The organism is Streptomyces sp. WM6378 (assembly GCF_001279695.1).
In the GTDB taxonomy this organism is placed as follows: domain Bacteria; phylum Actinomycetota; class Actinomycetes; order Streptomycetales; family Streptomycetaceae; genus Streptomyces.
This window is the reverse complement of the sequence record NZ_LGDD01000223.1, coordinates 49,553-70,362: the sequence shown is the minus strand read 5'-3', so window position 1 is coordinate 70,362 and position 20,810 is coordinate 49,553. Positions and strand designations below refer to the sequence as shown.

Here is a 20,810-nt window from a genome sequence, read left to right as displayed (position 1 = left end):
GTGCCCGCGACCACCCAAGCCGTCGCCGCCGTCGTTCCCTGCGCCACTGACGCTCACCCACCAACCTCGCACTTTGCAAAGGACCGTTGGCCAGGCTAGTCGCGCACCCGACCGGCGGCGTCGGCGGCACATGCGGGGCCGCCCGGAAGTGTCCGACGGTGTCCGACCGGACAGCGCCGGACACCCGGACACGCACGTTCGGCCACGCCTACGACGGAGCCCCGGGCGTATCGTCCGGCCAGATCACCTGCGGGGTCACCCGCTGAGCACGCCCGTCGATCACCACCACGCCCCACATGTCGTTCCAGTGCCCGTCACCCATGCACTGGATCCGCCCGCGGAACTCGTGGCCGGGGAAGGCGTCGATGAGCTCCTGAAGGTCGTCTTCGAGCCAGTCGAGACTCTCCTCGTCGTCACGGTCAGGCAGCGCCAGCCCAACCGTGGCAGTCGGCAACTCCCCGTCGACTTCGAGAAGGAGGGCGCGGGGCCCTTCGGTGCTGCGGCCGAGGAACCGGCTGCCCTGGCACTCCGTCCACGTCAGCGGAGGTTCGATCCGGATCTCGCCAGTCACGTACGTGTAGTACAGAGCAACTCCTTTGGAGATGGCCGCTGTCGTGCGGCAGGGAGGGAGAGGAGCCCGGGGCGTCCCGGAGCGGCTGAGGCGGGTGCCGTGACCGGGGCTCGGGATGGGCGGGAGCCGGATGCTGACGGGCGATCGTCCGCCGCTGCTACCGTTGCTGTGGCGCCGCAGCAACGGGCACGCGGCGCCGGGCCTTCCGCCTCGGCAGGAGGCCAAACCAGCACCTTCGGTACGCCGGGGGCAAAGCGCCGTCGGGTGCCCCGACCCAACGGCGGAGCCTCTTCAGGGGCGCCGCCGTTGGCGGTTCAACTGCAGGAGCCGGCGGCCGCCTTCCAGGGACACGGATGATCAGTGTCATGCCGCGTGTCACGCTCACTGTCACGCAGCCCACCGTGACACTCCTCACCTGGGCAAAGGGCCATTGAGGGGTATCCGGGAGCGCGGTCGTGACAGGGCCGTGGGTACGTCCTGGGCTAGCGGCCCAGGAGCATGTTGCGGGCTTGGAGAGCGCGGTTCAGCAGGGCTGCCTCACCAGCTTCGACCAGTGCGGGACCGCTGGTGGGGACGGCGGGCGGCATCGTGATCCGCACCTCGCCCTCGCTGAAGCTCCCGGCCAGGTCGGCGATCTGGTCGTCGGTGAGTGAGTGGCGGACGAAGAGGTCGACGCCGCTGAGGGAGATACGGAAGATGAGCAGCGGGGCGAAGAGCACTTCGATGACGTTGCCGCTGAACATGATGTCGGCCAGTTCTTCGGTCGTGCGCTCGGCGTCGCTCAGGTCATCGGTTGCGGGCATTCGGCTCCAGATCGTTCGGGGGCGGGAGGCAGGCAGGGGAGAGTCAGGCGTCCGTGTCGGTGGGTTCGTACGGGCCGCGGAATCGCGGAGGGATCTCGGCGGGCGGGGTGCTGGGGTCGGGAGCGTCGGCAGGGCCGCGCTCGGAGTCGCTCCAGTAGTGCAGGGCGAGGACGTCGACAGAGGCGTCGCGCTCCTCGCGGGTGGCCCACGCCTCGACGCTCACGTCGCCCTCGGTGTAGACGGCGAACGCGTAGCAGAGTTCGAAGGGGGAGTCGTACAGGGCGACCGCCTGGTACGGCCAGTTGCCGAGGTCCCAGCCCTCGGTGCCCCAGTCGCGGACTCCGGTCCATCCCCAGGGCCCCAGATGAGCGAGCCAGGTATCGGCGTCACCGCCGTCGTGGAAGTCCTCCGGGACGAACGGCAGGAGCTCCAGCGGAACAGGGCCGGAGACGAACGGGCGAGCACTGGAGGGGTACGAAGCGTGGGTCACGGGAGTCCTTGCGGTGAGGAAGGGCCTTTCCGACCCGGTAACTCAATGGTACTTCAAAGTAGGGTATGAGGCAAATTAATAGGGTCAGCGAAAGGGGTGGCTGATCAGGGAGGCGTACCCTGGCAGCGCGCGACAAGGCGGGCGTCGAGCGCACGTCCGAGAGGCGCAAAGGGCGCCCTGGGCAGACTTGTCAACTAAACTTCAACTCATGAGCGCGATGGAGACGAACCTCTCGGACCTGCTGAACAAGCCCAAGGTGACCCTCGCCGCCCTGCGGGGAGCGCGCCGCATAAGGCTCCGGCGTCGCGACGATGAGGACCTGGTCCTGACCACGGCCGCACGTGCTGACCAGGACAGCGCGGTCCTGGGCGCGACCAGCCGCATGTTCGTGGAGATGATGCGCACCTCCCAGGGCCGCACCCTCGTCCTGGACGTACTGCCGGCCACCTTTCCCTGGGTGCGCTACCTGCCCGCGCCTGACGTGCGGGAATTCTCCGTCGAGCTCGTCGGCGCTCTCGGTGCGGCAGTCGACCTGGACAGCACCGCCGCCGTTGCTCAGCTCCTGACGGAGTGGAAGCACACCGCCGAGGTGCACGCTGACCCCGAGCTGTACGCGGCGCTCACCGCCGACTCCGACGAGGACTACGGGCCGGTGCCCGAACCCGGAGCCGCGGCGTGAGTCTCAAACGCGGAGACCGTGTCGCCCCGCCGCCGGGCCCCGGCGAGTGGGACATCCGGTTCGCCAACGGGGAGGCCGCCAAGGGGTGGGAGCAGCTCGCGGCCCAGGCCGCCGGTAACACCCGGGCCGCCTGGCTCCTGATACGAGCCGATCCGGCTCCGGCTACGCGCACGGAGCGCCACCACCGGCTCAAGGGCGAGCTCGGCCACGGCACGCACCGCGGCGAGCCCATACAGCGCTGGCAGATCGAGGTGACCGCCGGCGGACGCATCTGGTACCTGCTGGACACCGAGCGCCGAACCGTGTGGATCGATCAGGCGTCCACGGGCCACCCCAAGGCGACCGACCGCTAGCGCTCGCGGCTAGATCCGCCTCGGGGGGCTGCCAGGGAACGCCCTGGGGGTGTGGCGCCACAAGGGAGTGACCCTGAAAAGTTGACACACTTACCCTCTGTGGGTACTGTCGTGGGTGTTGAAGCGGTGCCCGGCACCGCGGCCGCCGGCCCGACGCTTCGCAGGCGTGCCATCCCACCCGGGACGGCAGGGGTTCCACACCCTTCAGGCCGTGAAAAACCCCGTGCAGCGGCAATCTTGCGATTGGTAGTGTCCCGGCTGCGGGGCGGCTCCGAAACGTGCTTCCTTCTCACTCTTGGAATAGAACCCAGCGCGTTCACTTCCCGCCCCGCACCCGAGAGCTTCACCGCGCCGGACACCTCACGCACGATCAACCGGTGCCTCCGCTGCGCCCGTTGACTACGACCAGGTTGAAACTTTCGGCGACGCCAAGCGGTGCCGAGGCCCTCCCTCCCACCAGGGCGGGCAGCGGCCTGGACGCTGCGGCCCAAGAAGACGACGCCCTGCACCACAGGGACCTGCAGGCCCGGGAGCGCCGGGGCAGGGGGAGGAACGCAATGACGACCACGACCATCACGACCACCACCGCAGTGCGCCGCAGCCTGGCAGCAGTGCTCCTTTCCCGTCGCGGATCCGTCTACCTGAACGCCCCCACACCCACGTCGGCCCGCTCGACGTCGGCCTTCGACACCCTCGCCGGCATCACCCTGCTGGAGGCCGACCTCCTCGAGCGCGGCTACCTCCTGTCGGCCAACCTTCGCCAGGCCCTCGCCGACGGCACCGAAGCTCAGCTCATCACCGCCGGTCGTGCGCTGCTGGCCGACATCGACGCGGCCCTCGGCGCCGACCGCGACCACACGCCGCTGTTTCGCGGCTTCCCGGACAGCACCCCGGCCGACACCCTCGCCGTCTACGTGGACCGGGTCCTGACCGTGCTCGTCCAGAAGCCCGAGCAGCCGTGCGTACTGTGCGGAGCGAACGACACCGTGCACCCGGTCGCCCCGTGCGCCCACCTGGTCTGCACGTCCTGCTTCGACGGCGCCGACTTCTCGGCCTGCCCGATCTGCCACCGCCGCATCGACGCCGACGACCCGTTCCTGCGCCCGCAGGCCCACCGGCCCGCCGCCGGGGCGCGGCGCGCGCTGCCCGACCGGCTGCGCATCCTCAACCATGGCGGCACGCTCACGGACCGCACGGCGGACGCCAAGACCGAGCTGGCCGGCCTGCTGGCGCGCACCGGCGCGCTCAGCCCGCAGGACACCGACGACCTTGCGACCCTCCTCGACGCGGCGGGCGACCGCAGCGACCTGGCATGGCTCCCGGAGTCCATCCCCGGCCGCACCACCAAGGCCCTCGTCCTGGCCTGGCTGCTCGACGAGCCGGACCACCACCAGGTGGCACTTCCGGCCGTCATCGCCCGGATGACCACCGCCACCGATGTGCTGCGTCTGGCGGCCGTCCGCTCCGGCGGCGACGCCGGACTTCTCACGCCGGTCCGCTTCACCGCCCTCTCACGGCCGCTGCGCCGTGCCCTGCTGCAGGCCCTCGACGGCCTCGACGTGACCCTGGTCCCGGAGGACATGCGCCGCCACGAGCAGGCATGGAAGCACCTGGCGGAGCGGCTGCACCCCTTCGAGTACGCCAGCCGCTACCCGAACGCGGCCCTCGCCATCGCCGCGCTGCGCCAGACCGCGCTCACCGACGACACCCTCTCGCGCACCTTGCGGGCGACCGCCCGTACGGTGCCGGTCGCCAGCACCAACCGGCCGAAGGTCACGCTCGCGCTCTGGGCCACCCAGGTCGAGACGGCCCTCGCCGAGGCCGACGTGCAGCGCGTGCTGCCCCTCCTGATCCAGCGCCCCGGCGAGTTCCTGCGTCGGCTGGACCACTTGCTTCGGCTCGCGGGGACCGACCAGGCGCCCATCGTCCTCGACGCTCTGGAGCGGGCGGTGCCCCACGTCGCCCCGGCCGTCGTCCTCTCGGCGCTCGGCGAGATCCGCACCCGGACCCGCAAGGGCACCGAGCGGGTCTTCTTCCCCAAGGGCGGCAACGCCAAGGCCCACATCGTCGCGGACGACCGCGACCCGCTGCCGGACATCGTCGTCGACCGCGCCGTGACCATCCTGACCAGCGAGATCCTGCGCCGCGCAGGACGGCTCACTCCGGTGGACACCGCTGTCGTCGACGCGGGCCTTCACGGCGTGATCGCGCCGTTCGCCGAGCGGACCGCTTCGCGCGCCCTGGTCACCTTGCCGCGCGGCAGCGAACTGCCCCTGCCCGACGGGCGCACGGTGCGCCTCTTCCTCCATTGGACGGAGAGCGCCACTTCCGGTCGCACCGACCTGGACCTGTCGGCAGCGATGTTCAACGACACCTGGGAGCACGTCGGCACCTGCGACTACACCCGGCTCCGCTTCGAGGGTTCGGCGGCCGTGCACTCGGGCGACCTGACGAGCGCACCGGCACCTCAGGGCGCCAGCGAGTTCGTCGACCTCGACCTCGACCAGCTGGGCGCCGCAGGCGTTCGCTACCTCGTCGCCGTGGTCTTCTCGTTCAACAACGTGCCGTTCGACGATCTCGCCGACGCCTTCGCCGGATTCATGGCCCGCGATGAGGACGGCAGCACCGGAGCCGCCTTCAACCCGCGCCACGTCGAGCAGCGCTTCGACCTGACCGGTCAGTCCCGCGCGAGCGTTCCCCTGCTGATCGACGTGAAGGGGCGCACCATGCGGTGGTTCGACGTCGTCAAGGGCGTCACCGGCACCAACCACGCCGTCCACCGGCATGCGGACGACCTCGCCACCCTCGGCGAGGGCCTGACCGGCCTGTTCACCTCCGGCGCCCGCGTCGGGCTCGGTGAACTGGCCAGCTGGCAGGCGGCAGCCCGTGCCCGCACCGTCGTGGTGCGCCACCTTGACGGCTCCACCACGACCTACCGGCGCCGCCCGCAGGAGACCACCCCGGCCTTCGCCACGCGCATCGGCACCCCGAACGCCGACGAGGCCCTCAACGTGGACGCCACCGACGTGCACGCGGCCTACCTGGTGCGCGGCGACCTGGCCCTGGCCGACGGCGCCGAGGCGTACGCGCTCTACCCGGCAGGACTGGACGCCCGGAGTGTGCGCCTGCTGGCCGCGTCCGAGCTCGTCTCCACTCTCACCCCGCAGTAGCGGCCAACGCATGGCAGAACAACAGCCCTTGGGGACGGTGCGCACTCACGCACCGCCCCCAAGGGCTTCTTCATGTGCACGGCCGAGGTCACCGGGGCCCGCGCCGGTTGCGGATCGCGATGAGTGCAGACCGGCGTGGTGAACAGCGCGTGCCAGCCGTAGAAGCACACCCCGGCCAGGCCGGCCAACTGTCCCACTACGAGCAACAGCAGGAAGGCCGGCGCGAGGAGGACCGGGAGAGTCCCGCCGACGGTCGCGGCCTGCAGATGAGGGATGACCCGCTGGATCGTGACGCATACGAGTAGGGCGGCGGCGAGGCCGCCCCAGATGACCACCAAGGCCTGCCCTGGCCGATCCCGGCGGCCAGACGCAGCCGCAGAACGATCCGAATCTTCCTTGCCAGCCTGGGGCACGGGATCCCCACGGTCTACGGCAGGCGCCTTTGCCTCGCGCCCTTCGGCGGGCGAGGTGTTCAACTCCGGCTCCGCGGACGCAGCAGACGGGCGGACACCGAGCGGATGATGCGGCCCAGAGCCATCCCGATGGCACCGACAACGAGCACCCCGAACAGCCGCTCCACGAGCAGATACGTGCCCGCTATCGGCTGCCACACCACGGGCAGCAGCAGGGGCAGCACACGCACCGGATTCAACTCCCGGCGCCCGAGGGGGCTTTCCTCCAGCGGGCGCAGGAACAAGGCGCCGCTCGGGCTGGTGTACGTGATCGCCGCGCCCATCACCAACGGCACCAGAATGGTCAGCAACACGTCGAGAACAGCGATCACCACGGGCGGTCTCCTTGGACGGCGGGGCGGCACTCTGCTGCGCCTCCGATGGAACCGACCCTGCACGCCACGCCCTGTGGACAGAGTCCGCCGCCGCGCGGGCACCTAGGCCGGTCCGCCCCGCCCCGTACCCGTTACCTCTGGGGTTGTCAGGAGCTCTGCGCGGCCGACGTGGCATCGGCGTGGTGCAGTGCGCCGACGACAGCACGGACGCAGGCGCGCGTGTCTTCGCGGAAGACGGAGACTGGGGTCTGCGGGTAGCCCGGCGATGCGTACAACGTGGTGACGCCGGCGGCCGTGACGAGCCGTGCCCGCCATCCGTGGTGGATCCGAACGGCATGCTCGATGTTGTTGCGGTGCTCGATGATGACGTACGCGGTGTGCTCGTCAGGCTCGGGCTCGTAGTGGCCGGCAATGACGCAGTTGTTGCGTCCCAACGAGGCGGAGTAGCCGGTCTGTTCGGGTACCTGGGCGTCCTGGAGGAGCTGGCGCAGCAGACGGTCGGCGCGGCAGTCGCACTCCTCGACCTGGCAGAGCTGCTGCTCGGTCCAGGACAGCAGGTCACTGATGGAGGAGGTGATCTCGGCCATCTCCTGCTTCCCGCGCTCCATGTAGGGGTCATCGGGGCCGTCCGCCATGTTCAGCGCCGCCGAGGTCGCCAGGCTTTCGCGGCGCATGCCGGACAGCGCCAGGCGCAGACGGGCGAAGCAGCCTGGAATGCCGCAGCCAGCGGCGAAGGCGGCGATCGGGCCGCGCTCGGACAGGGCCTTCGCGGCCTGCCGGGCTTCCTTGAGGGTGGTGATGGGCACGAAGGCTCCTCGGTGTGAAGGCGCCGCCGAGCGGCGGCGCCCAGTAGTGAGGGGCGGGCGGGTCCGTGAGGGGGATCCGCCCGCCGCGGGTGGGTCAGGCGCAGCGCAGCGCGGAGACCAGCGCGGCGCTCAAGACAGCCGGAATGTCGGCGACCTGGGCGACGTCCAGGCGGTGGGCGCCGGGCAGGACGTTGGAACCGGGGTCGAGGCAGAACCACAGGACGTGGACGCCTGCCTTGGTCAGGCGCCGTACGAGCCGCTTACCGCCGAGGCGCTCCTCCGGCTCCCAGTGGCCGTCGGACACGATGACCAGAACGCGAGCACCGTCCTTACGGGAGAGCCCCAGCGCGCCGTCGAGGGCGTTGACGGCCTCCGTGAAGCGATGGTTACCGTCGTTCGCGTGAAACTCGGTGACCTGGGAGGGCGGCTGGCCGGGGGCGACGATCGGGGTGACAGCCGTACCGAAGGCCACCGTCGCCGCCTTACCCGCGACCTCGCGGGTTCCGTGCGCGAACATCCAGGCCGTCGAAGCGACGATCGGCGTGTAGGCGCGCATCGACCCGGAGACGTCGACGGCCACCCCGACCGCGACCGGCGGCTCGTCCGTGCGCTTGCGCCGCACCGTGCGAAACGGCCGGACGGTGACCGGCACCCCCAGGGCGCGCTGCGCCGCACCGAGCATCGCGTCGCGGCCGGACAACCGGCCCGGCGGGAGCGCAGAGGCGACGCGGACCCGGGCGGTGTCGCGGAACCGCGCCCTGGCGAGCGCGAGGCCCAGGCGCCGGGCGGCCGCCCGCTCCAGTGCGGTGGGTGCCCGGCGGCCGCTGACCGGATTCCTCGGCCGCGAGCGGCTTGACGTCGGAGCGGGCGCGGGCGGGAACACCCGGCGGGCAGCGTTCCGTGCCGCCTGCTGCGCGGCATCCTCGGCCCGGCGTTCCTTCTGCCGCCGGGCAGCCGCCTCCTTGAGACGACGTTGCTGCTCGGGGTCGGGCAGCGCCCCCGTGGAGATCTGTGCGTGCACCGAGGCCGCGACGGTGACACGGGCCACGACCGAGCCGAACGGATCCCCGCCCGCCGCTGCGTCCGAGGACTCGCGGGGCTCGCCCGCGGCGCATCCGATGCCGGGCAGGTCGTCGTCGGGGTCGGCGCCGACGACCTCCACCCACCGGCGGGCGACCTCCAGCAGCCCGGCCTGGTCGCCGTCGGCGAGGCCCAGGACCTCCTGCCACAGGTCCCGAAGCCGGGCCAGATCACCCGCGCCGAGGACGGACTCGGCCGCCGCGCGCACCGGCTGGACCTCGATCTCGGTGAGCACCCCGGCGTCCGCCCGGCCCAGGATGAGCGCGGCACCGGCCGCGGCCCGCCACCGGTCGTACTTCGGTGAGGCGGTGCGCTGCGCAGGCAGCACGATGCTGCTCGCGCAGGCGCGCAGGAAGACGCGGTCCGCCGGGCGCTCCTGGAGGTGACGCGCCTCGATCCGGGGCTCTTCGAGCAGCACGGCCGCGCGGATCATGGCGCGTCCCGCCGACTCGGGCCAGTCCCGCCAGCGGGTGCTGCGGGCATGTCCGGCCTCATGCGTGGACATCCCCACGATCACCGGGTGCCGCAGCCGGCCCGAGACGCTGAGCGGGTCGATCTGGTCCGGGTGCACGCCGTCCTTCAGCGCGATCGCCCCGTTGACCGTGACCTTGATCAGTGCCGGGTCGAACCAGGCGGCCTCCGCCGTGGACGCGCCGTCCCACACCATGGTGAGCAGCACATCGTCGCGGTCGGCCAGGGTGTTGATGATGGAGCCCAGACGCCGGGCGAGCGCGCGCCGGGCATCCAGCAGATCCGCGTCGGCGTCCTCCTGCACCGCGGGAGCGGTGCCCGCCACGGTGGCCGTCACCGGCGCCCCGCAGGAACGCGGGCGCCCAGGGCCAGAGCCGGGGTCTCGCCGAACTTCTCCTCCATGGCGGCGGCGAACTCCTCGCGGTCCTGGGCGGGGCACTTGCGCAGCAGACCGGCGACGGCAAATCCCTGTCCGTACCGCGCAGTTGCCTCGGCGAAGGCCAGCGCGTCACGCAGCTGCGGGATCCAACCCGCGTACGTCTCCTGGGCCCTGCGGCTGTCCAGGTTCCTGGCCACGGTGATCAGATCCTCCGGCACGCCGAGGTCGGCAGCCAGGTCCCAGTCGGTGGCCACTTCGATGTGGTGGTGGAACCGGCTGCGCAGGGCGTCGCTCAGGTTCGCCCCGGGAACGTCGGGGTTGCAGGCGCCGATGACGAACCAGTTGGGCCCGACCTTGAGCGGGGGCAACTTCGGGTTCATCGGGACGTGCAGCTCACCGCGGCCGTCCATGAGCGCGTACAGCACGGTCAGCACCCGGGGGTCAATCAGGGCGATCTCGTCGATCAGCAGCGGGACGTCGTTCTCGATGCTGCGGATGAGCGGGCCCGGCACCCACTCGTAGAGCTCGGTGCCCGGGTCCTGGACGAAGGTGCCGACGAAGTCCGGCACGTCGGTGTCGGCGGTGCCGACGATCGTCTCCAGGCCGCTGTGCAGGCCGTCGATGGCGTCCTGGACGAACGCGGCCTCGCTCAGCGCGGTCTTGCCGGTGCCGGGCGGCCCGACGAGCAGCACGTGCTCGTGGTGGTCGCGGGCGTCGCGAAGGAACGCGAGGTCCTCCAGCGGGCCGACCATACGGGGCTGGTAGGGATGGCCGTTCGGACGGACCTGCGGGCCAACCGGTGCGAGCGCGGACGACAGGGCGGGCGGAGGCGGAAGGGGCGCGCTCTGCTGGGTGCGTTCCCGCTCGAGGTCCTCCAGGACCGCGCGGCCGCGCTGGTTCATCTGACTCGTGAAGCTGGGCAAGGGACTCCTGGAGTGGAAGGGGAGAGAGGCGCGGACGCGGTTCCGGGCTAGAAGTCCGAGCCCGGGATGTGCGAGGCGTGGCCGAGTTCCGTGCCCGTCTCGCGGGCGTGCTTGCCGAAGTGCTGAGCGATGCGGTGGGCGTTGCTGTGAGCGGAGGCGGCGTCGGTGAGATCCGCAGGCAGGCCAAAGACGGTGAAGTCGCGGCTCGGCGCGTATCCCTTCCTCTCCTTCTCACGGGACCGCCTCACCGCGTGGCCCAAAGCCTCGGCGGCGGTGATCTGCGTGTGGACCAGTCCGATCTGGCCCTTGCCGCTGCGGGATCCGTGGATTCCGAGCACGATCGCCTCGTCCCCAGTGACGACGATGAACCGGTAGAACTTGTCGCTGTGCCCGTCCTCAAGGTGCAGTTCCCAGCCGAAGCTGACGACGCTGTCACTGGAAGCCAACTAATACCCCCATGGATCAAATTATTTGGGTCACTAGATATCTGGAGGTGCGCGGCGAAGTGGCCGACGCAGGGGTGGAGGCGTCCTCCGATGTACTCAATTGTACCCATGTCGCATCCATGGGTCAAACTAATAGGGTCGCTCGGGGTGTGTCGACTACGCGTTCACGCCCGTGTCCGGATCGCCGGGACGGGGTCGGGTGACAGACTTACGCGCCCCGTACACTCGGCACCCGCTGTCCACGCCCGGGAGAGAACAAGACCGTGAACACACCGCAGACCAGCAGCACACTTGACGCTGACGCACCGATCTACACCAGCCTCGTCGAGGAGCTCGGCGACGTTCTGGGCGAGGCACGCCGCACTGCGGAGCAGACCCTGCGCGAGTCGCAGCGGGCTCTCGACTTCGGCCTCATCTCGGCCGGCGCCGCCTGACCAACTGCGCCCGGGGCAACCACCTCGGCCAGCCGCCCGGCCACCGCATCCGGTCACAAAATCTGGGATCCAGCGGACGGCCAGAAGCACGGGCTCACCGTGGGCAGTACCCACTCAGGGTCCCTCGCACCAGTTCCTGCAGGTACGCGCTCAGCTCGGACACTGGATTCTCGACCGTCGTCTCAGTCATGATCCAAGAACGACGCTGTCCGGTGGCCGTCACGCGCCGGCGCCCCGTGGACCGGCCCCGCAATCCTGGACCACGACGGGGACCGCCGCCGACCCTACGGTTCACAGCGACGCACCATCGCCCGCCGGGCTAGGCCGGTCGCACTGCGGGGACCGGCCGGACAGACAGATGTCTTCGATCAGGCGCATCTGGGCGGACGCCTTCTCGTCCCACTCACACCGGCGTTCCTCGCGGACCCTGGCCAGGTCCCGGCCGACGGGTATGAACGGGGAGTCAGGGTATCCGGGCCACCGGTTCCCGCTGACCGGGTCGAAGTCCATGTTCCGGTAACCCCGCCACGACTCCCGGTGATGCGGGCACATCGCGGCGGGCGCGCGGACCGTGTAGCGCTGATCGGGCGGGAAGACGTTGTTGGCGGCCGTGTGCCGGCTGCGGCGCCAGGCCGCGGCTTCCCAGGTGTGCCACCGGGCCCTGACGTCGGCGGGACTGGGATGTCGAGGTACCGGTGCGGGACGTCCACGAAGTACTTGGGCTTGGTCAACTGGGCTCTTTCATAACGGGAACGGAGAACGGCGGACGAGGGGACGCGGCGCGGGAGCGGAGGGCTGCGGGCCGCTCTCGGTCGCGACGAGTCGGCCCGCGGCGTTGAGCCGGAGATAGGGGCGCATGATCTTCGGAATGGGTGCGGTGTCCGGGACCCCGCGGGCGATGGCGCCCCACTCGCCCGTGGTGAGGAACTCGGCTCCGATGTACTCGGTGTACGCGGGCGGGATCGCCTCGGTGAGCTCCTCGTGGACGTCGGTCCAGTGGATGTCCATCGCCTGCTGCATTTCGCGGACGGTGCCCTTGCCGCCGCCCTTGCCGTACGCGGCGATGTACGGGCCGTCCCGCCACACGCCGTGCCGCAGACCACGGACGTAGCCGCGGTGGGGCTGGTGCGGCCGCCGGTCGCCCTTCCAGTAGTCGATCTCGAACACCCGATGGCGCAGGACTCCGAGCCCGAACATCTCGCCGCACAGCACCAGGTCGCGCCGCAGCTGGGCGCCCTGGACGTTCTCGATCACGGAGGGAACGCCGTACCAGGCGAACAGCTCCCGCGTCTCGGGGATCAAGTCGACGTACTCGCGGCCCTTGTTCGTGCCCTTGGTGAGGGTGCACGAGTGCTGGCACGGCGGCGAGGCGTGCACCAGGTCGAAGTCCTGGACGTGCGAGTGCGCGAACTCCAGGGCATCGGCCTGATGGAACTCGAACGGGTAGTGGGGCCGCGCGCTCTTGTCGACGCCCACGACGTCGAACCCCGCCCGGTAGTACCCCATCCCCGCGCCGCCGGGACCGCAGAACAGGTCCAGGACCCGCGGACGACGCCCACGGAAAGCGGGCCGCTTCGGCAGCCGTAGCCGTTTCGCAGGCCGGCAGGCCCCTGTGCTGCAGCACGCCAGGCCCATGCGGCCGGGCCGCCACCGCGCCGGCGGTGCGGGCAGCACGGCGAGAGGACCGGTCACTCGGCCCTCGCAGCACCCGGCAGACGCTCGGCCAAGACGGCCAGGGCGTCGAGCACTTCGGCCGCATCCCGGATCTGGCCGGCCGCGTTGTCCTCGGTCCGGGTCCAGCCCACGCGCCGGGAAGTGGTGAAGAACGGGATGACCTTGCGCAGGGAAATCACCGGCGTGCCGTGCACGTCGCACTCGGTCTCAAGATTCCCGACGTCCGGAACGCGGGCGATATAGGCCCCGTTGGCCGGATAGCTGGGGTCCTGCCAGACGACGAACGCGGCGGAAGGGGCGTTGCTCATGAGCGTGTCGGCCAGGGTCCGGGCGGAGCCAGCCGCTACCTCGCCGGTGCCATAGACGAAACCGAGCTCCAGCTGACGGGGTACGGGCCCCAGGCCGTAGTCGCTCGCCACCCGTGCGCCGTGGAAGGCGGCCAGAACCGCATCGACCTCCTCGTCGTGGACGCTGTAGATGATGACCTGCAGCTGCGAAACACCGGACAGGACAAGCTCCTTGAGGTGGTTGGGGTAGCGGGGAGATACGAACCTGCGTCGGCACACGGGCGGAGCAGGATCGCGTCCGCAGGGCCGCGCGACGTCGCAGGGGTCAGCCGTGGCCGTTTGCCGCTTCCGCGGGCGTGATGCGGTGAGCCTGATCAGGCCCTGCTGCGCCGGGCTGGGGCCAGCGCCTCGCGCGCGTCCTCCAGCGACAGGAAGTCGCGGGGCGACGTGCTGTTCGGGTAGACGTGACGCGCCGCGAGGGCCCGCGCTTCCTGGACGTCCCAGTCGGCGACCGGGAGCAGCCAGCGGCGCCCAGTGGAGTGCAGCAGCCCGTCCAGCTGCTGCGGATATCCGCCGCCCTCGGGCCGAGCGTCGCGCACCATCTTGATCCGTCCGTCCCGGAAGAGGTTCGTCACCTCCATGAGCCGGTACGCCAGGGGCTCCTCCTCGCGGGCGTATGACGCCGTGGTGTACGACGGGCGCAGCTCCACGATCACCAGATCACCCCTGCGGGCCATGATCTCGGGTGTGGTGGTCTCGGTCATGGCTTCCTCGCTCACGGAGTCGGTGATCAGTTACTGGTTGTCTCGGGGCTCGCCGAGGCGGTAGCGGGCGGGGCCGGACGAGCCGCCGCCGGGAAGGCCGGACGTACGGCGCCGGGGCGCGACCGCGACGGCCGCGCCCCGGACTGGATGGTCATCGAGCGGCGAGGCGCCGCATGGTGCGGGCGTAGTCCTCCACGCGCGCCTTGGCGATCACCGAGCGGTCGGTGGTACGCAGCACGAGCCCCTCGGGATGGCCGCCAGCGCCGCCATCCAGTGCCACGCGCGTGCTGGGCAGCTGCGTGGCGAGGAAGTCCTGCATCCCCGCGAGATCGGCCGGGAGCTGGTCGGCTGCGACGCGGCCCAGCCGCGGTGTCAGCTCGATGCCGTTCTCCGCGGCCGCGAGGGCGAGTTCGTCCTCGGTGAAGAAGCGCTGGCCGCCGTGCTCGCGCCAAGAGCTGATCTCGGCAGGCGACCGCTCCAGGACCGCGGCGTCCACCGTGGCGACGTCGAAGAGGCGGAATCCCACCGCGCGGCTACCGGTGTACTCCTTGCTCGCCGGGGTGAGCTTGGAGCCGTAGACCTCGAAGAAGTAGACGCGGACGCCCGCACTGGGAGCCGTCAGGCGGCAGGCCAGGGAGCGCAGCGCGGGAACGATGGTGCTCTTCACGTCGATAACACGGTCACCACGGGCGTGGAGAAGGTCCTCACGGCTGCCGATCACGAAGTCGCCGTCAGGAAGGACAGCGATCCGCGCGTTCGTGCCGTCCACCTTCTCGGTGAGCACCACATCGCCGTTGAAGGCCACCGGGTTGTCGAGCAGGGTGCCGCGGTCGATCTCATGGAACGTCGGTATCGAGGGGTACTTCGTTGCCGAGTTCAGGGCGTCGAGACTGATCGCGTCGAGATTGGTCAAGGGGTCCTCCAAGGCCGGTCAGGTCGGAGCGGGCGGTCGGGGTGAGCGCCCCGCACAACACAAAAGTACCTCAATGCGGGGGGTGGATCAAATTAAAAGGGTCACCAAGAAGGCCCCCTCTTGCGATGGCCCTAATAATTTGACTCATAAGGCGACATGGGGTAAATTAGTGAATGCCGACTCTGCGGCGCCTGCCAGGAAGGAATGACGATGAGCCCCCGTCTGAGCGACTACACCCGCAACCGCGAGCACGCCGTTGCCACGCAGAACCTGCGCCGTTCCGGCGCCAGCGGCGTCCATGCCGGTGGACCGAAGCGCCAGCGCAACCGGAATGCCGCCAAGAAGGCGGCCATCCGCTTCTCGGCCGCCGCGTGACCGTGCTCGCCGCACCCCACTCCGGAGAGGCCGTGCCTACGGCCTCCGCACCGCTTGCAGTGATCGTCACGAGGGCCGACGGAGGAGTCACTCGTATCGGCCCCATCACCGCCCCCAGGGAAGCCGGTGCGATCCACGCCTCGCTCACCCGGGCCACCACCATCCCGGAGAAGGCATCGGCTTCAGCCGAGATCGTCCGGTTCAACTCCGCCGAGCAGCACCTGCCGCTCCTGGACGCCGAGGTCGAGACGGTCCTGGAGTTGATGGACGACACCGAGCAGGGTGTCGAAGCTCCCTTCCCTAACCTGTGGGACCGCCTCGTGGCCCAGCACGGGCTCACGGTGGCCGACGCGCTGATGCGCGTGGCCCTTGCGGCGGGCCGCGAAGGCCACCGGCCGCCGGCCCACCGGGCCGCACCGCGCCCTTCGCGCAGCCGGGCCGACGAACGCTTCGAGCACGCCCTGCGGGAAGTCCTCCTGGGGCACGTTGGCCCCGGAGGAATCTCGCCCGCTGCGCTGGACGACACCCTGACCAGCATCCGACACCTCGCCGAGGCATGGGCCCGGTCACGTCCGCTCCACGCCCCGGGCAGCTGAGCGCCCCCTCCGCATATCCACCCGGCAGCGGGTCACAGCGCCCGCGGCCGTGCCATCCCCAAGGAGCAGCCCTGAACCCCGGACTCATTCACGAACTGCACCAGGCTGCGTACTACTTGCCGCCCGACCCTCATGCCCCCGGGGAGGCCGTCTCCGTTCTGGCACTGGCTGGATTTCGCATCGCCGCGTACATCACCGAGGACGGCGGGCTGTCCCTCGACGTGAACAGCGAGGAAGCCGCGCCCGTCTTCCGCCGCCGCGCCGACGGCAGCCTCGCCGTCATGGTCCGCGTGGACTCCTTCACCGCGCAGACGTGGACCCGCGCAGTCCACTGATCGCCTGCAGCCCAGCGACGCGGCGCCTCAACCGCGAAGTCCGGGGTCTTGGGGAAGGTGGGAGCGGCCCCGGCCTTTCGCGAGACGGACGAGCGCCTCGCGAACGGATACCGCGCCCCGGCGCGCGGGCCAGCCGACCACGCTCTCCAACGGCTTCTCCTGCGGCGGCAGCGCCCATGACTCCGCCGTGCCCAGGTGCATGAGCCGCTTTCCGGACCGCTCGGTGTCGGCAGTGATGGAACCGCGATCCCGCTCCGGCCGGCACGGCACGATCAACCGCTCCCTCGTCACCCGGCGCACCATCGGCAACACCTTCTCCCACGGCAGCGCCCGCTCGAGGTCCGCATCGCTGATCTCGTGCACACGGCGCTCGCCCAAGGGAGAGCCCGGCCGTACGGGGCGGTCCAGGAGCACGGCGCCCGAGGCGATGTCGACAACCGCGACTTCGACGATCTCGTCCTCCACGCTCTCGACGCCGGACGGTCCGGATGTACGGGTGCACAGGACGACGCCGACCCCGTCCATCAGCAACGGGCGCGCCCACCGCGCCCGGCGCCCCCAGAGCGTGTTGCCGAGCCGGATGTCCGAGGTGAACCGTGCCACCGCTGGGTCCGCCCGCAGCTCCGCCAAGACGGCGCCGACGCCCGGGTTTCCCTGGTCGTCCCGCATCCAGTCCAACTCCCAGCAGCCTGTCCGCTCGTCGTGATGCGCCCAGACCTCGACGTGGTGACGGTCTGCCAGGGCGCCGGCGAACCCATGGACCAACTCGGCCCGGCTCGGCTGACGGCTCACGAACTCGCGCAGCGGGCTGGGGGCGCCCGGCCGCACCGCGCGGACCTCCTCCCAGGGTGCGCCGGGAAGGTCGCGCAGGGCCTCGACGTCGCGGGTGGTGAACAGCGGAATGTCGATCCACCGACGGCTACCCACCTGGGACTGCACGTAGGTCGCCGGGGTGATCCAGCCCGCGTCCAGGACGTACTTCCAGTCCGAGGGGCGGATCTCCAGTACGTCCGTGGCGGCGGCCTGCGCGGTGACGTACTGCTCGCCGTCGGCCTCGGCGGCCATCGTGTCCAGGTCGGCGATCAGGTACCGGCCGCCGCGACCGGTGGTGATACGGCCCTCCTCCCCCATCCGCACCAGGTCGCTCCAGTGCCACCCGATCCGGTCAGCCGCCGCGTCCCGGGGCAGGCTCGCTGCCTCCCACGCCAACCGGTCGGCGACCACCGACCGCACCAGGTCGGTATCGAGGGCAAGCGCGGCCGCCGTGGAGTACATCGGCCAGCCCTTGTAGTGGTCGACCACCTCCAGGTGTTCCTGGGCGACCAGGTCGTCGACGTCGGCGGCGGTGACCGGCTCGCCGACGTGGTCGGCGAGCAGGCCCGCGATCCGCCGGGCGCCCAAGGCCTCGGGCAGGGGAGGTTCCTGCTGCGGGACCACCAGGGTGGTCCCGGTCGTGGCGGTCTCGGTCGCCGTGTCCTGCATGGTGTCCGTCACGGTCGGGTCTCCTTCTCGGTGGTCGTCGTGCAGCGGTCTTTCTGGGTGCCGAGCCGGGCGACGGCGTCGATCTCGGCGGTGAGCCGGGCGCGGGCCTCGGCGAGCTTCTCGCCGGCCGTGCGCTTGGCGGCCCGGGTGCGGGCCAGGGCCTGGGCCTGGCGCTTCTCTCGCTCGGTCAGGGTCCGCACCACTTCCTCGTAGTGCGCCGCCTTCTCGGCGGCGATCTGGGCGCCGGGGCGCTGCGGGCTCTTGTGGCCGGTCCGGGGGCCGGACTTCCTCGACAGCTGGAGGCGGGCGAAGTCGATCAGCTCCGCAGCGACGACCCACTTGGTCCGCTTGTGCAACGAGCCGGTGAGCAGCACGAGCCGGGGGAAGTTCGCGTGACGCTTCTGCCAGTTCGAGATCGCGGACTTGCTGACGCCGACGAGCCGGGCGCCGTCGGCCAGGGTGACCAGCTCGCCGTGGCGGTCCTGATACTCGGGCCGGAGCCAGACCACACCGTCGGCGCTGGCTTCGGGCGGGGACTCGGGGTGTTTCAGTTCCTGGTGCATCTGCGGGTCTCCTCGATGCGCCCGGGGCCGGGGCCGGTGGCTGCCGGGGGGCTTCGCCGCCCCCCCCGGGCCCCCGCTCCCCCGGCACCGCCCGGCGCGGTCAGCGCTCCCGTGGTGCGGGTGCGTGCGCGCCGGACGGCACCGGGGCTGTGTGTCCCTGGCCTGGGCAAGTTCCTGTTTTCCGACCGGAAATGAGGCGCGGTCAGTCGACGTCTGGGTCCGCCGCGGTGTTGCCGGTGTCGAGCCGGAGGTAGGCATAGCCGCTGTCGTACGGCTCGGGGTCGGTGTTGCTGAACTCCCGGCGGAGGACTTCGACGACCAGGGCAGTGGTGGCCTCGTCGGCCGCGATGCGGAGGTCGGCGATCCCGGGCAGGTGCTGGCGGGGGCGGCGCTCACGGCGGGCCATCAGTGGAAGCTCACGCGTGCGATGACGGCGAGCAGTTCGCCCGCGTCGCCGGCGGCCTGGAGTGCCTGGTGGTCGGCTTCCTTGACGGGGCCGACCACCAGGACGTGCTGGGCCCGGTCGAGCAGCGACCACCAGTCCGCGGGCAGGCTCACGGTCTGCGCCGCCCGCCACAGCTCGATGTCGTCCTGGCCGTCGTCGTCGACGTGGACCAGTCCGCTCAGGGAGCGGTCGGCGATGGTGGCGCGCAGTCGCCAGGACGGGTCCACGTTCGGCATGCCGTGCAGCCCCCAGTGCTCCCAGTCCGTGCGGGCCTCCAGGTCCTCGATCCCGGCGCCCTCGCTCTCGGGGTACAGCGTGAGCATCGGCAGCGGCTGCCCGTCGGGAGTCGTCGTCTGCCCGACGAACACCCCGTAGTTCTCGGCGAGGTGGTAGGCGTCGACGTCGTCGCCCAAGTCCAGGTCGTCCAGGGTGAAGACGTCGATCCCGGCGGCTCGGAAGGCGTCCATCGGGTCGGCTGGCCTGCGCCGCGGCGGGGCCTCGGCGGCCTTCTCGGCGACCTTCCGGACGGCTTCGGCCAGGACGGGGCCGTCGCCCATCGCCCAGTGGTCGAGTGCGTCGTCCAGGAGCGCGGCCGCCGCCGTCTCGTCCATCGCCTCGACGGCGGCGAACGCCTCGTCACCGGTCCCGGCCTGCATGGCCGTACGGGCCAGGGGCGCCCACTGCCGGGTCGCGTCGGAGGCGACGAACCCCACGGTGGGGACCGCACCGTAGACGGCTCCGGCGAGCGCGGCGAGCGTCGCCCGGTCCTCCTTCACGACCTTCGGGATCAACGTCTGCTGGCACGGCTGGCACCCGGCGCGGCAGGCGGCGACCAGGCGGGCGGCGAGGTCGAGATCCAGGACCCTCCAACTGCCGTGCGGCACGAGCGGCAGGGCGCTCAGGTCGGGGAGCGGGGTGTGCGTGTGAGTGGTGCCGGCGGCCGCAGAGCTGTACGCGGCTCCGGTGCGCTGCGCCCTCTTCTTGGCGCGCTGCTTCTTCCCGTGCTTCTTGACCACGAGTTCTCCTCGTCGGCGTGCAGCGGTTACCCATGACCCGATGCACGCGAGCAAGAACGTGGTGAGCTGCGCGGGCATACGGAAGATCCGTTGGAACGGACCGGTGTTGCTCTCTTCGCACTGATGCACTGGGACCGTGTGGTCCTGGCACCTTCGCCTCAGATCGCTCCCAGTCATGGGCTGAGGCTGGCTTGGGCCTGTGCGTGGCCTTGCTCGAAAAACGATACCCACCCCCACTGACAAAGAACGGTGAATTCGGCCAAGGCGCGGCCAAAGGCGGTGTTCGGAAACACCCGCATTCATCGAACTGGCCCCCGGCGTACCTGGATCGAGGTTTTTGACCTTGGTCGGTAGGGTCCAGAGGGGATGACGTGGCGTGTGCTTGCTGACGTGCCACTGGAACCCGCTGCGAGTTCCGCACTCGGGCGGATCGCACACCGGGGAACCCGGAGCGCGCGGACCGACGGTCGAGGCCGGTTCCCTGCACTGTGCCGAGCGGCCACGACCGGTGCTCGCTGTCGCGCACATTGCGGTGGGGCGAGGGTTCGGCCTCTTTCCGGTCTCCGCTGCCGTGCAGGCGAAGCACCGGCACCCCTTCCGGTACGTACGGCGGACACCGTGCTCCTGCCCGTCATCAGGGATCGGCTGAGGGCGCTTCGGAAATCGGCGAGCGCGGGCGAGCGCGTAGCGCTCGCGGCCGTCGAGGCCGCCGCGGATCCCCGATCGCTCCGAAGCGGCGAGCCCGCGTTCGGCCACCTGAGCGGCATCAAGGCACTGCCCTCGTACCGGGCAGGGAGCGCAGACTGAACGAGCTTCGTCGGCCTGCTGGATGAGCGCGTTGCTGAGCGGGCCCTCCGGATAGAACAGTTCCGGGTCCGTTCCGCGACAGGAGGCCTTCTGCTCCCAGTGGGGGAGCGGGCGACATCGCCCTTCTGCCGTGGATCCGGGATGGGGCAAGTCGATCAACT

At 70.8% G+C, this 20,810-nt stretch carries 23 protein-coding genes and 1 pseudogene; 7 read left to right on the top strand and 17 right to left on the bottom strand.

Annotation, left to right across the window (positions count from 1 at the left end):
* Nucleotides 1–208: 208 nt before the first annotated feature.
* From ADK54_RS18160 to ADK54_RS18150, 3 genes are all read right to left on the bottom strand, one after another.
* Nucleotides 209–571: a DUF6205 family protein gene (locus ADK54_RS18160; RefSeq protein WP_053726686.1), complete on the bottom strand. Its 363-nt coding sequence runs from the start codon at nt 569–571 to the stop codon at nt 209–211.
* Between the two features lie 482 nt (nt 572–1,053).
* Nucleotides 1,054–1,374, bottom strand: coding sequence for a hypothetical protein (locus tag ADK54_RS18155; protein WP_053726685.1), 321 nt, complete (start codon nt 1,372–1,374; stop codon nt 1,054–1,056).
* Nucleotides 1,375–1,417: 43 nt separating this feature from the next.
* Nucleotides 1,418–1,864: a hypothetical protein gene (locus ADK54_RS18150; RefSeq protein ID WP_053726684.1), complete on the bottom strand. Its 447-nt coding sequence runs from the start codon at nt 1,862–1,864 to the stop codon at nt 1,418–1,420.
* A gap of 208 nt (nt 1,865–2,072) precedes the next feature.
* Here ADK54_RS18150 and ADK54_RS18145 point away from each other — a divergent pair, with 208 nt between their 5' ends.
* The 3 genes from ADK54_RS18145 to ADK54_RS18135 all read left to right on the top strand — a co-directional run bounded on the left by ADK54_RS18145 (nt 2,073) and on the right by ADK54_RS18135 (nt 6,066).
* Nucleotides 2,073–2,543, top strand: a complete 471-nt coding sequence (locus ADK54_RS18145; protein ID WP_053726683.1) for a hypothetical protein — start codon at nt 2,073–2,075, stop codon at nt 2,541–2,543.
* The gene (locus ADK54_RS18140; protein ID WP_053726682.1) at nt 2,540–2,896 is read left to right on the top strand and encodes a hypothetical protein; all 357 of its coding nucleotides are present in this window, start codon (nt 2,540–2,542) and stop codon (nt 2,894–2,896) included. Before ADK54_RS18145 ends, ADK54_RS18140 begins: the two co-directional genes overlap by 4 nt.
* Before the next feature lie 557 nt (nt 2,897–3,453).
* Nucleotides 3,454–6,066 carry an MXAN_6230/SCO0854 family RING domain-containing protein gene (locus tag ADK54_RS18135; RefSeq protein ID WP_053726681.1) on the top strand — a complete coding sequence of 871 codons (2,613 nt, stop codon included), beginning with the start codon at nt 3,454–3,456 and terminating at the stop codon, nt 6,064–6,066.
* A gap of 472 nt (nt 6,067–6,538) precedes the next feature.
* Here ADK54_RS18135 and ADK54_RS18130 read toward each other — a convergent pair whose 3' ends face one another.
* The 5 genes from ADK54_RS18130 to ADK54_RS18110 all read right to left on the bottom strand — a co-directional run bounded on the left by ADK54_RS18130 (nt 6,539) and on the right by ADK54_RS18110 (nt 10,958).
* Nucleotides 6,539–6,853, bottom strand: coding sequence for a hypothetical protein (locus ADK54_RS18130; RefSeq protein WP_053726680.1), 315 nt, complete (start codon nt 6,851–6,853; stop codon nt 6,539–6,541).
* 146 nt (nt 6,854–6,999) lie between these two features.
* On the bottom strand, nt 7,000–7,659 hold the full coding sequence (locus tag ADK54_RS18125) for a hypothetical protein (RefSeq protein ID WP_053726679.1): 660 nt from the start codon (nt 7,657–7,659) through the stop codon (nt 7,000–7,002).
* A 94-nt stretch (nt 7,660–7,753) separates the two neighbouring features.
* Nucleotides 7,754–9,547 carry a VWA domain-containing protein gene (locus ADK54_RS18120; protein WP_053726678.1) on the bottom strand — a complete coding sequence of 598 codons (1,794 nt, stop codon included), beginning with the start codon at nt 9,545–9,547 and terminating at the stop codon, nt 7,754–7,756.
* A complete protein-coding gene (locus ADK54_RS18115; protein ID WP_159047825.1) occupies nt 9,544–10,512 on the bottom strand; it encodes an AAA family ATPase in 969 nt (322 codons plus the stop codon). Before ADK54_RS18115 ends, ADK54_RS18120 begins: the two co-directional genes overlap by 4 nt.
* Nucleotides 10,513–10,559: 47 nt before the next feature.
* On the bottom strand, nt 10,560–10,958 hold the full coding sequence (locus ADK54_RS18110; RefSeq protein WP_053726676.1) for a hypothetical protein: 399 nt from the start codon (nt 10,956–10,958) through the stop codon (nt 10,560–10,562).
* Nucleotides 10,959–11,221: 263 nt separating this feature from the next.
* On the opposite strand from ADK54_RS18110, the gene ADK54_RS46805 reads away from it, so the two are divergent.
* Complete coding sequence (locus ADK54_RS46805) at nt 11,222–11,392, top strand: hypothetical protein (protein WP_199826989.1); 171 nt, start codon at nt 11,222–11,224, stop codon at nt 11,390–11,392.
* A gap of 741 nt (nt 11,393–12,133) precedes the next feature.
* Here the strand turns inward: ADK54_RS46805 and ADK54_RS18100 are convergent.
* The 4 genes from ADK54_RS18100 to ADK54_RS18085 all read right to left on the bottom strand — a co-directional run bounded on the left by ADK54_RS18100 (nt 12,134) and on the right by ADK54_RS18085 (nt 15,030).
* Entirely contained in the window at nt 12,134–12,925 is a 792-nt protein-coding gene (locus ADK54_RS18100; RefSeq protein WP_324610171.1) for a DNA methylase, read from the bottom strand.
* 155 nt (nt 12,926–13,080) lie between these two features.
* The gene (locus tag ADK54_RS18095) at nt 13,081–13,632 is read right to left on the bottom strand and encodes a hypothetical protein (protein ID WP_053726674.1); all 552 of its coding nucleotides are present in this window, start codon (nt 13,630–13,632) and stop codon (nt 13,081–13,083) included.
* Between the two features lie 95 nt (nt 13,633–13,727).
* Complete coding sequence (locus ADK54_RS18090) at nt 13,728–14,117, bottom strand: hypothetical protein (protein WP_053726673.1); 390 nt, start codon at nt 14,115–14,117, stop codon at nt 13,728–13,730.
* 151 nt (nt 14,118–14,268) lie between these two features.
* A complete protein-coding gene (locus tag ADK54_RS18085; protein WP_053726672.1) occupies nt 14,269–15,030 on the bottom strand; it encodes an RNA ligase family protein in 762 nt (253 codons plus the stop codon).
* Between the two features lie 210 nt (nt 15,031–15,240).
* On the opposite strand from ADK54_RS18085, the gene ADK54_RS46800 reads away from it, so the two are divergent.
* The 3 genes from ADK54_RS46800 (at nt 15,241) to ADK54_RS18075 (ending at nt 16,336) form a co-directional block, all read left to right on the top strand.
* The gene (locus tag ADK54_RS46800; RefSeq protein ID WP_199826988.1) at nt 15,241–15,405 is read left to right on the top strand and encodes a hypothetical protein; all 165 of its coding nucleotides are present in this window, start codon (nt 15,241–15,243) and stop codon (nt 15,403–15,405) included.
* A gap of 59 nt (nt 15,406–15,464) precedes the next feature.
* The gene (locus ADK54_RS18080; RefSeq protein WP_053726671.1) at nt 15,465–16,001 is read left to right on the top strand and encodes a hypothetical protein; all 537 of its coding nucleotides are present in this window, start codon (nt 15,465–15,467) and stop codon (nt 15,999–16,001) included.
* A gap of 116 nt (nt 16,002–16,117) precedes the next feature.
* Nucleotides 16,118–16,336, top strand: coding sequence for a hypothetical protein (locus ADK54_RS18075; RefSeq protein ID WP_053726670.1), 219 nt, complete (start codon nt 16,118–16,120; stop codon nt 16,334–16,336).
* Between the two features lie 27 nt (nt 16,337–16,363).
* Here the strand turns inward: ADK54_RS18075 and ADK54_RS18070 are convergent, their stop codons facing one another.
* The 5 genes and pseudogenes from ADK54_RS18070 to ADK54_RS43490 all read right to left on the bottom strand — a co-directional run.
* Nucleotides 16,364–17,830: a hypothetical protein gene (locus tag ADK54_RS18070; RefSeq protein ID WP_053726669.1), complete on the bottom strand. Its 1,467-nt coding sequence runs from the start codon at nt 17,828–17,830 to the stop codon at nt 16,364–16,366.
* On the bottom strand, nt 17,827–18,381 hold the full coding sequence (locus ADK54_RS18065; RefSeq protein ID WP_053726668.1) for a hypothetical protein: 555 nt from the start codon (nt 18,379–18,381) through the stop codon (nt 17,827–17,829). Before ADK54_RS18065 ends, ADK54_RS18070 begins: the two co-directional genes overlap by 4 nt.
* Nucleotides 18,382–18,583: 202 nt before the next feature.
* Nucleotides 18,584–18,787, bottom strand: a complete 204-nt coding sequence (locus ADK54_RS18060; RefSeq protein ID WP_053726667.1) for a hypothetical protein — start codon at nt 18,785–18,787, stop codon at nt 18,584–18,586.
* Nucleotides 18,787–19,842, bottom strand: coding sequence for a hypothetical protein (locus ADK54_RS18055; protein ID WP_053726666.1), 1,056 nt, complete (start codon nt 19,840–19,842; stop codon nt 18,787–18,789). The genes ADK54_RS18060 and ADK54_RS18055 overlap by 1 nt, the downstream gene beginning before the upstream one ends.
* Nucleotides 19,843–20,532: 690 nt before the next feature.
* Nucleotides 20,533–20,799: pseudogene (locus tag ADK54_RS43490) on the bottom strand (WhiB family transcriptional regulator); the annotation flags it as partial.
* Nucleotides 20,800–20,810 lie beyond the last annotated feature (11 nt).

Bases quoted from the DNA above. Each gene is read 5' to 3' on its own strand.
- ADK54_RS18135 (WP_053726681.1), top strand. From the start codon at position 3,454: ATGACGACCACGACCATCACGACCACCACCGCAGTGCGCCGCAGCCTG.
- ADK54_RS18145 (WP_053726683.1), top strand. From the start codon at position 2,073: ATGAGCGCGATGGAGACGAACCTCTCGGACCTGCTGAACAAGCCCAAG.
- ADK54_RS18060 (WP_053726667.1), bottom strand. From the start codon at position 18,787: ATGGCCCGCCGTGAGCGCCGCCCCCGCCAGCACCTGCCCGGGATCGCC.
- ADK54_RS18065 (WP_053726668.1), bottom strand. From the start codon at position 18,381: ATGCACCAGGAACTGAAACACCCCGAGTCCCCGCCCGAAGCCAGCGCC.
- ADK54_RS18090 (WP_053726673.1), bottom strand. From the start codon at position 14,117: ATGACCGAGACCACCACACCCGAGATCATGGCCCGCAGGGGTGATCTG.
- ADK54_RS46800 (WP_199826988.1), top strand. From the start codon at position 15,241: ATGAGCCCCCGTCTGAGCGACTACACCCGCAACCGCGAGCACGCCGTT.
- ADK54_RS18155 (WP_053726685.1), bottom strand. From the start codon at position 1,374: ATGCCCGCAACCGATGACCTGAGCGACGCCGAGCGCACGACCGAAGAA.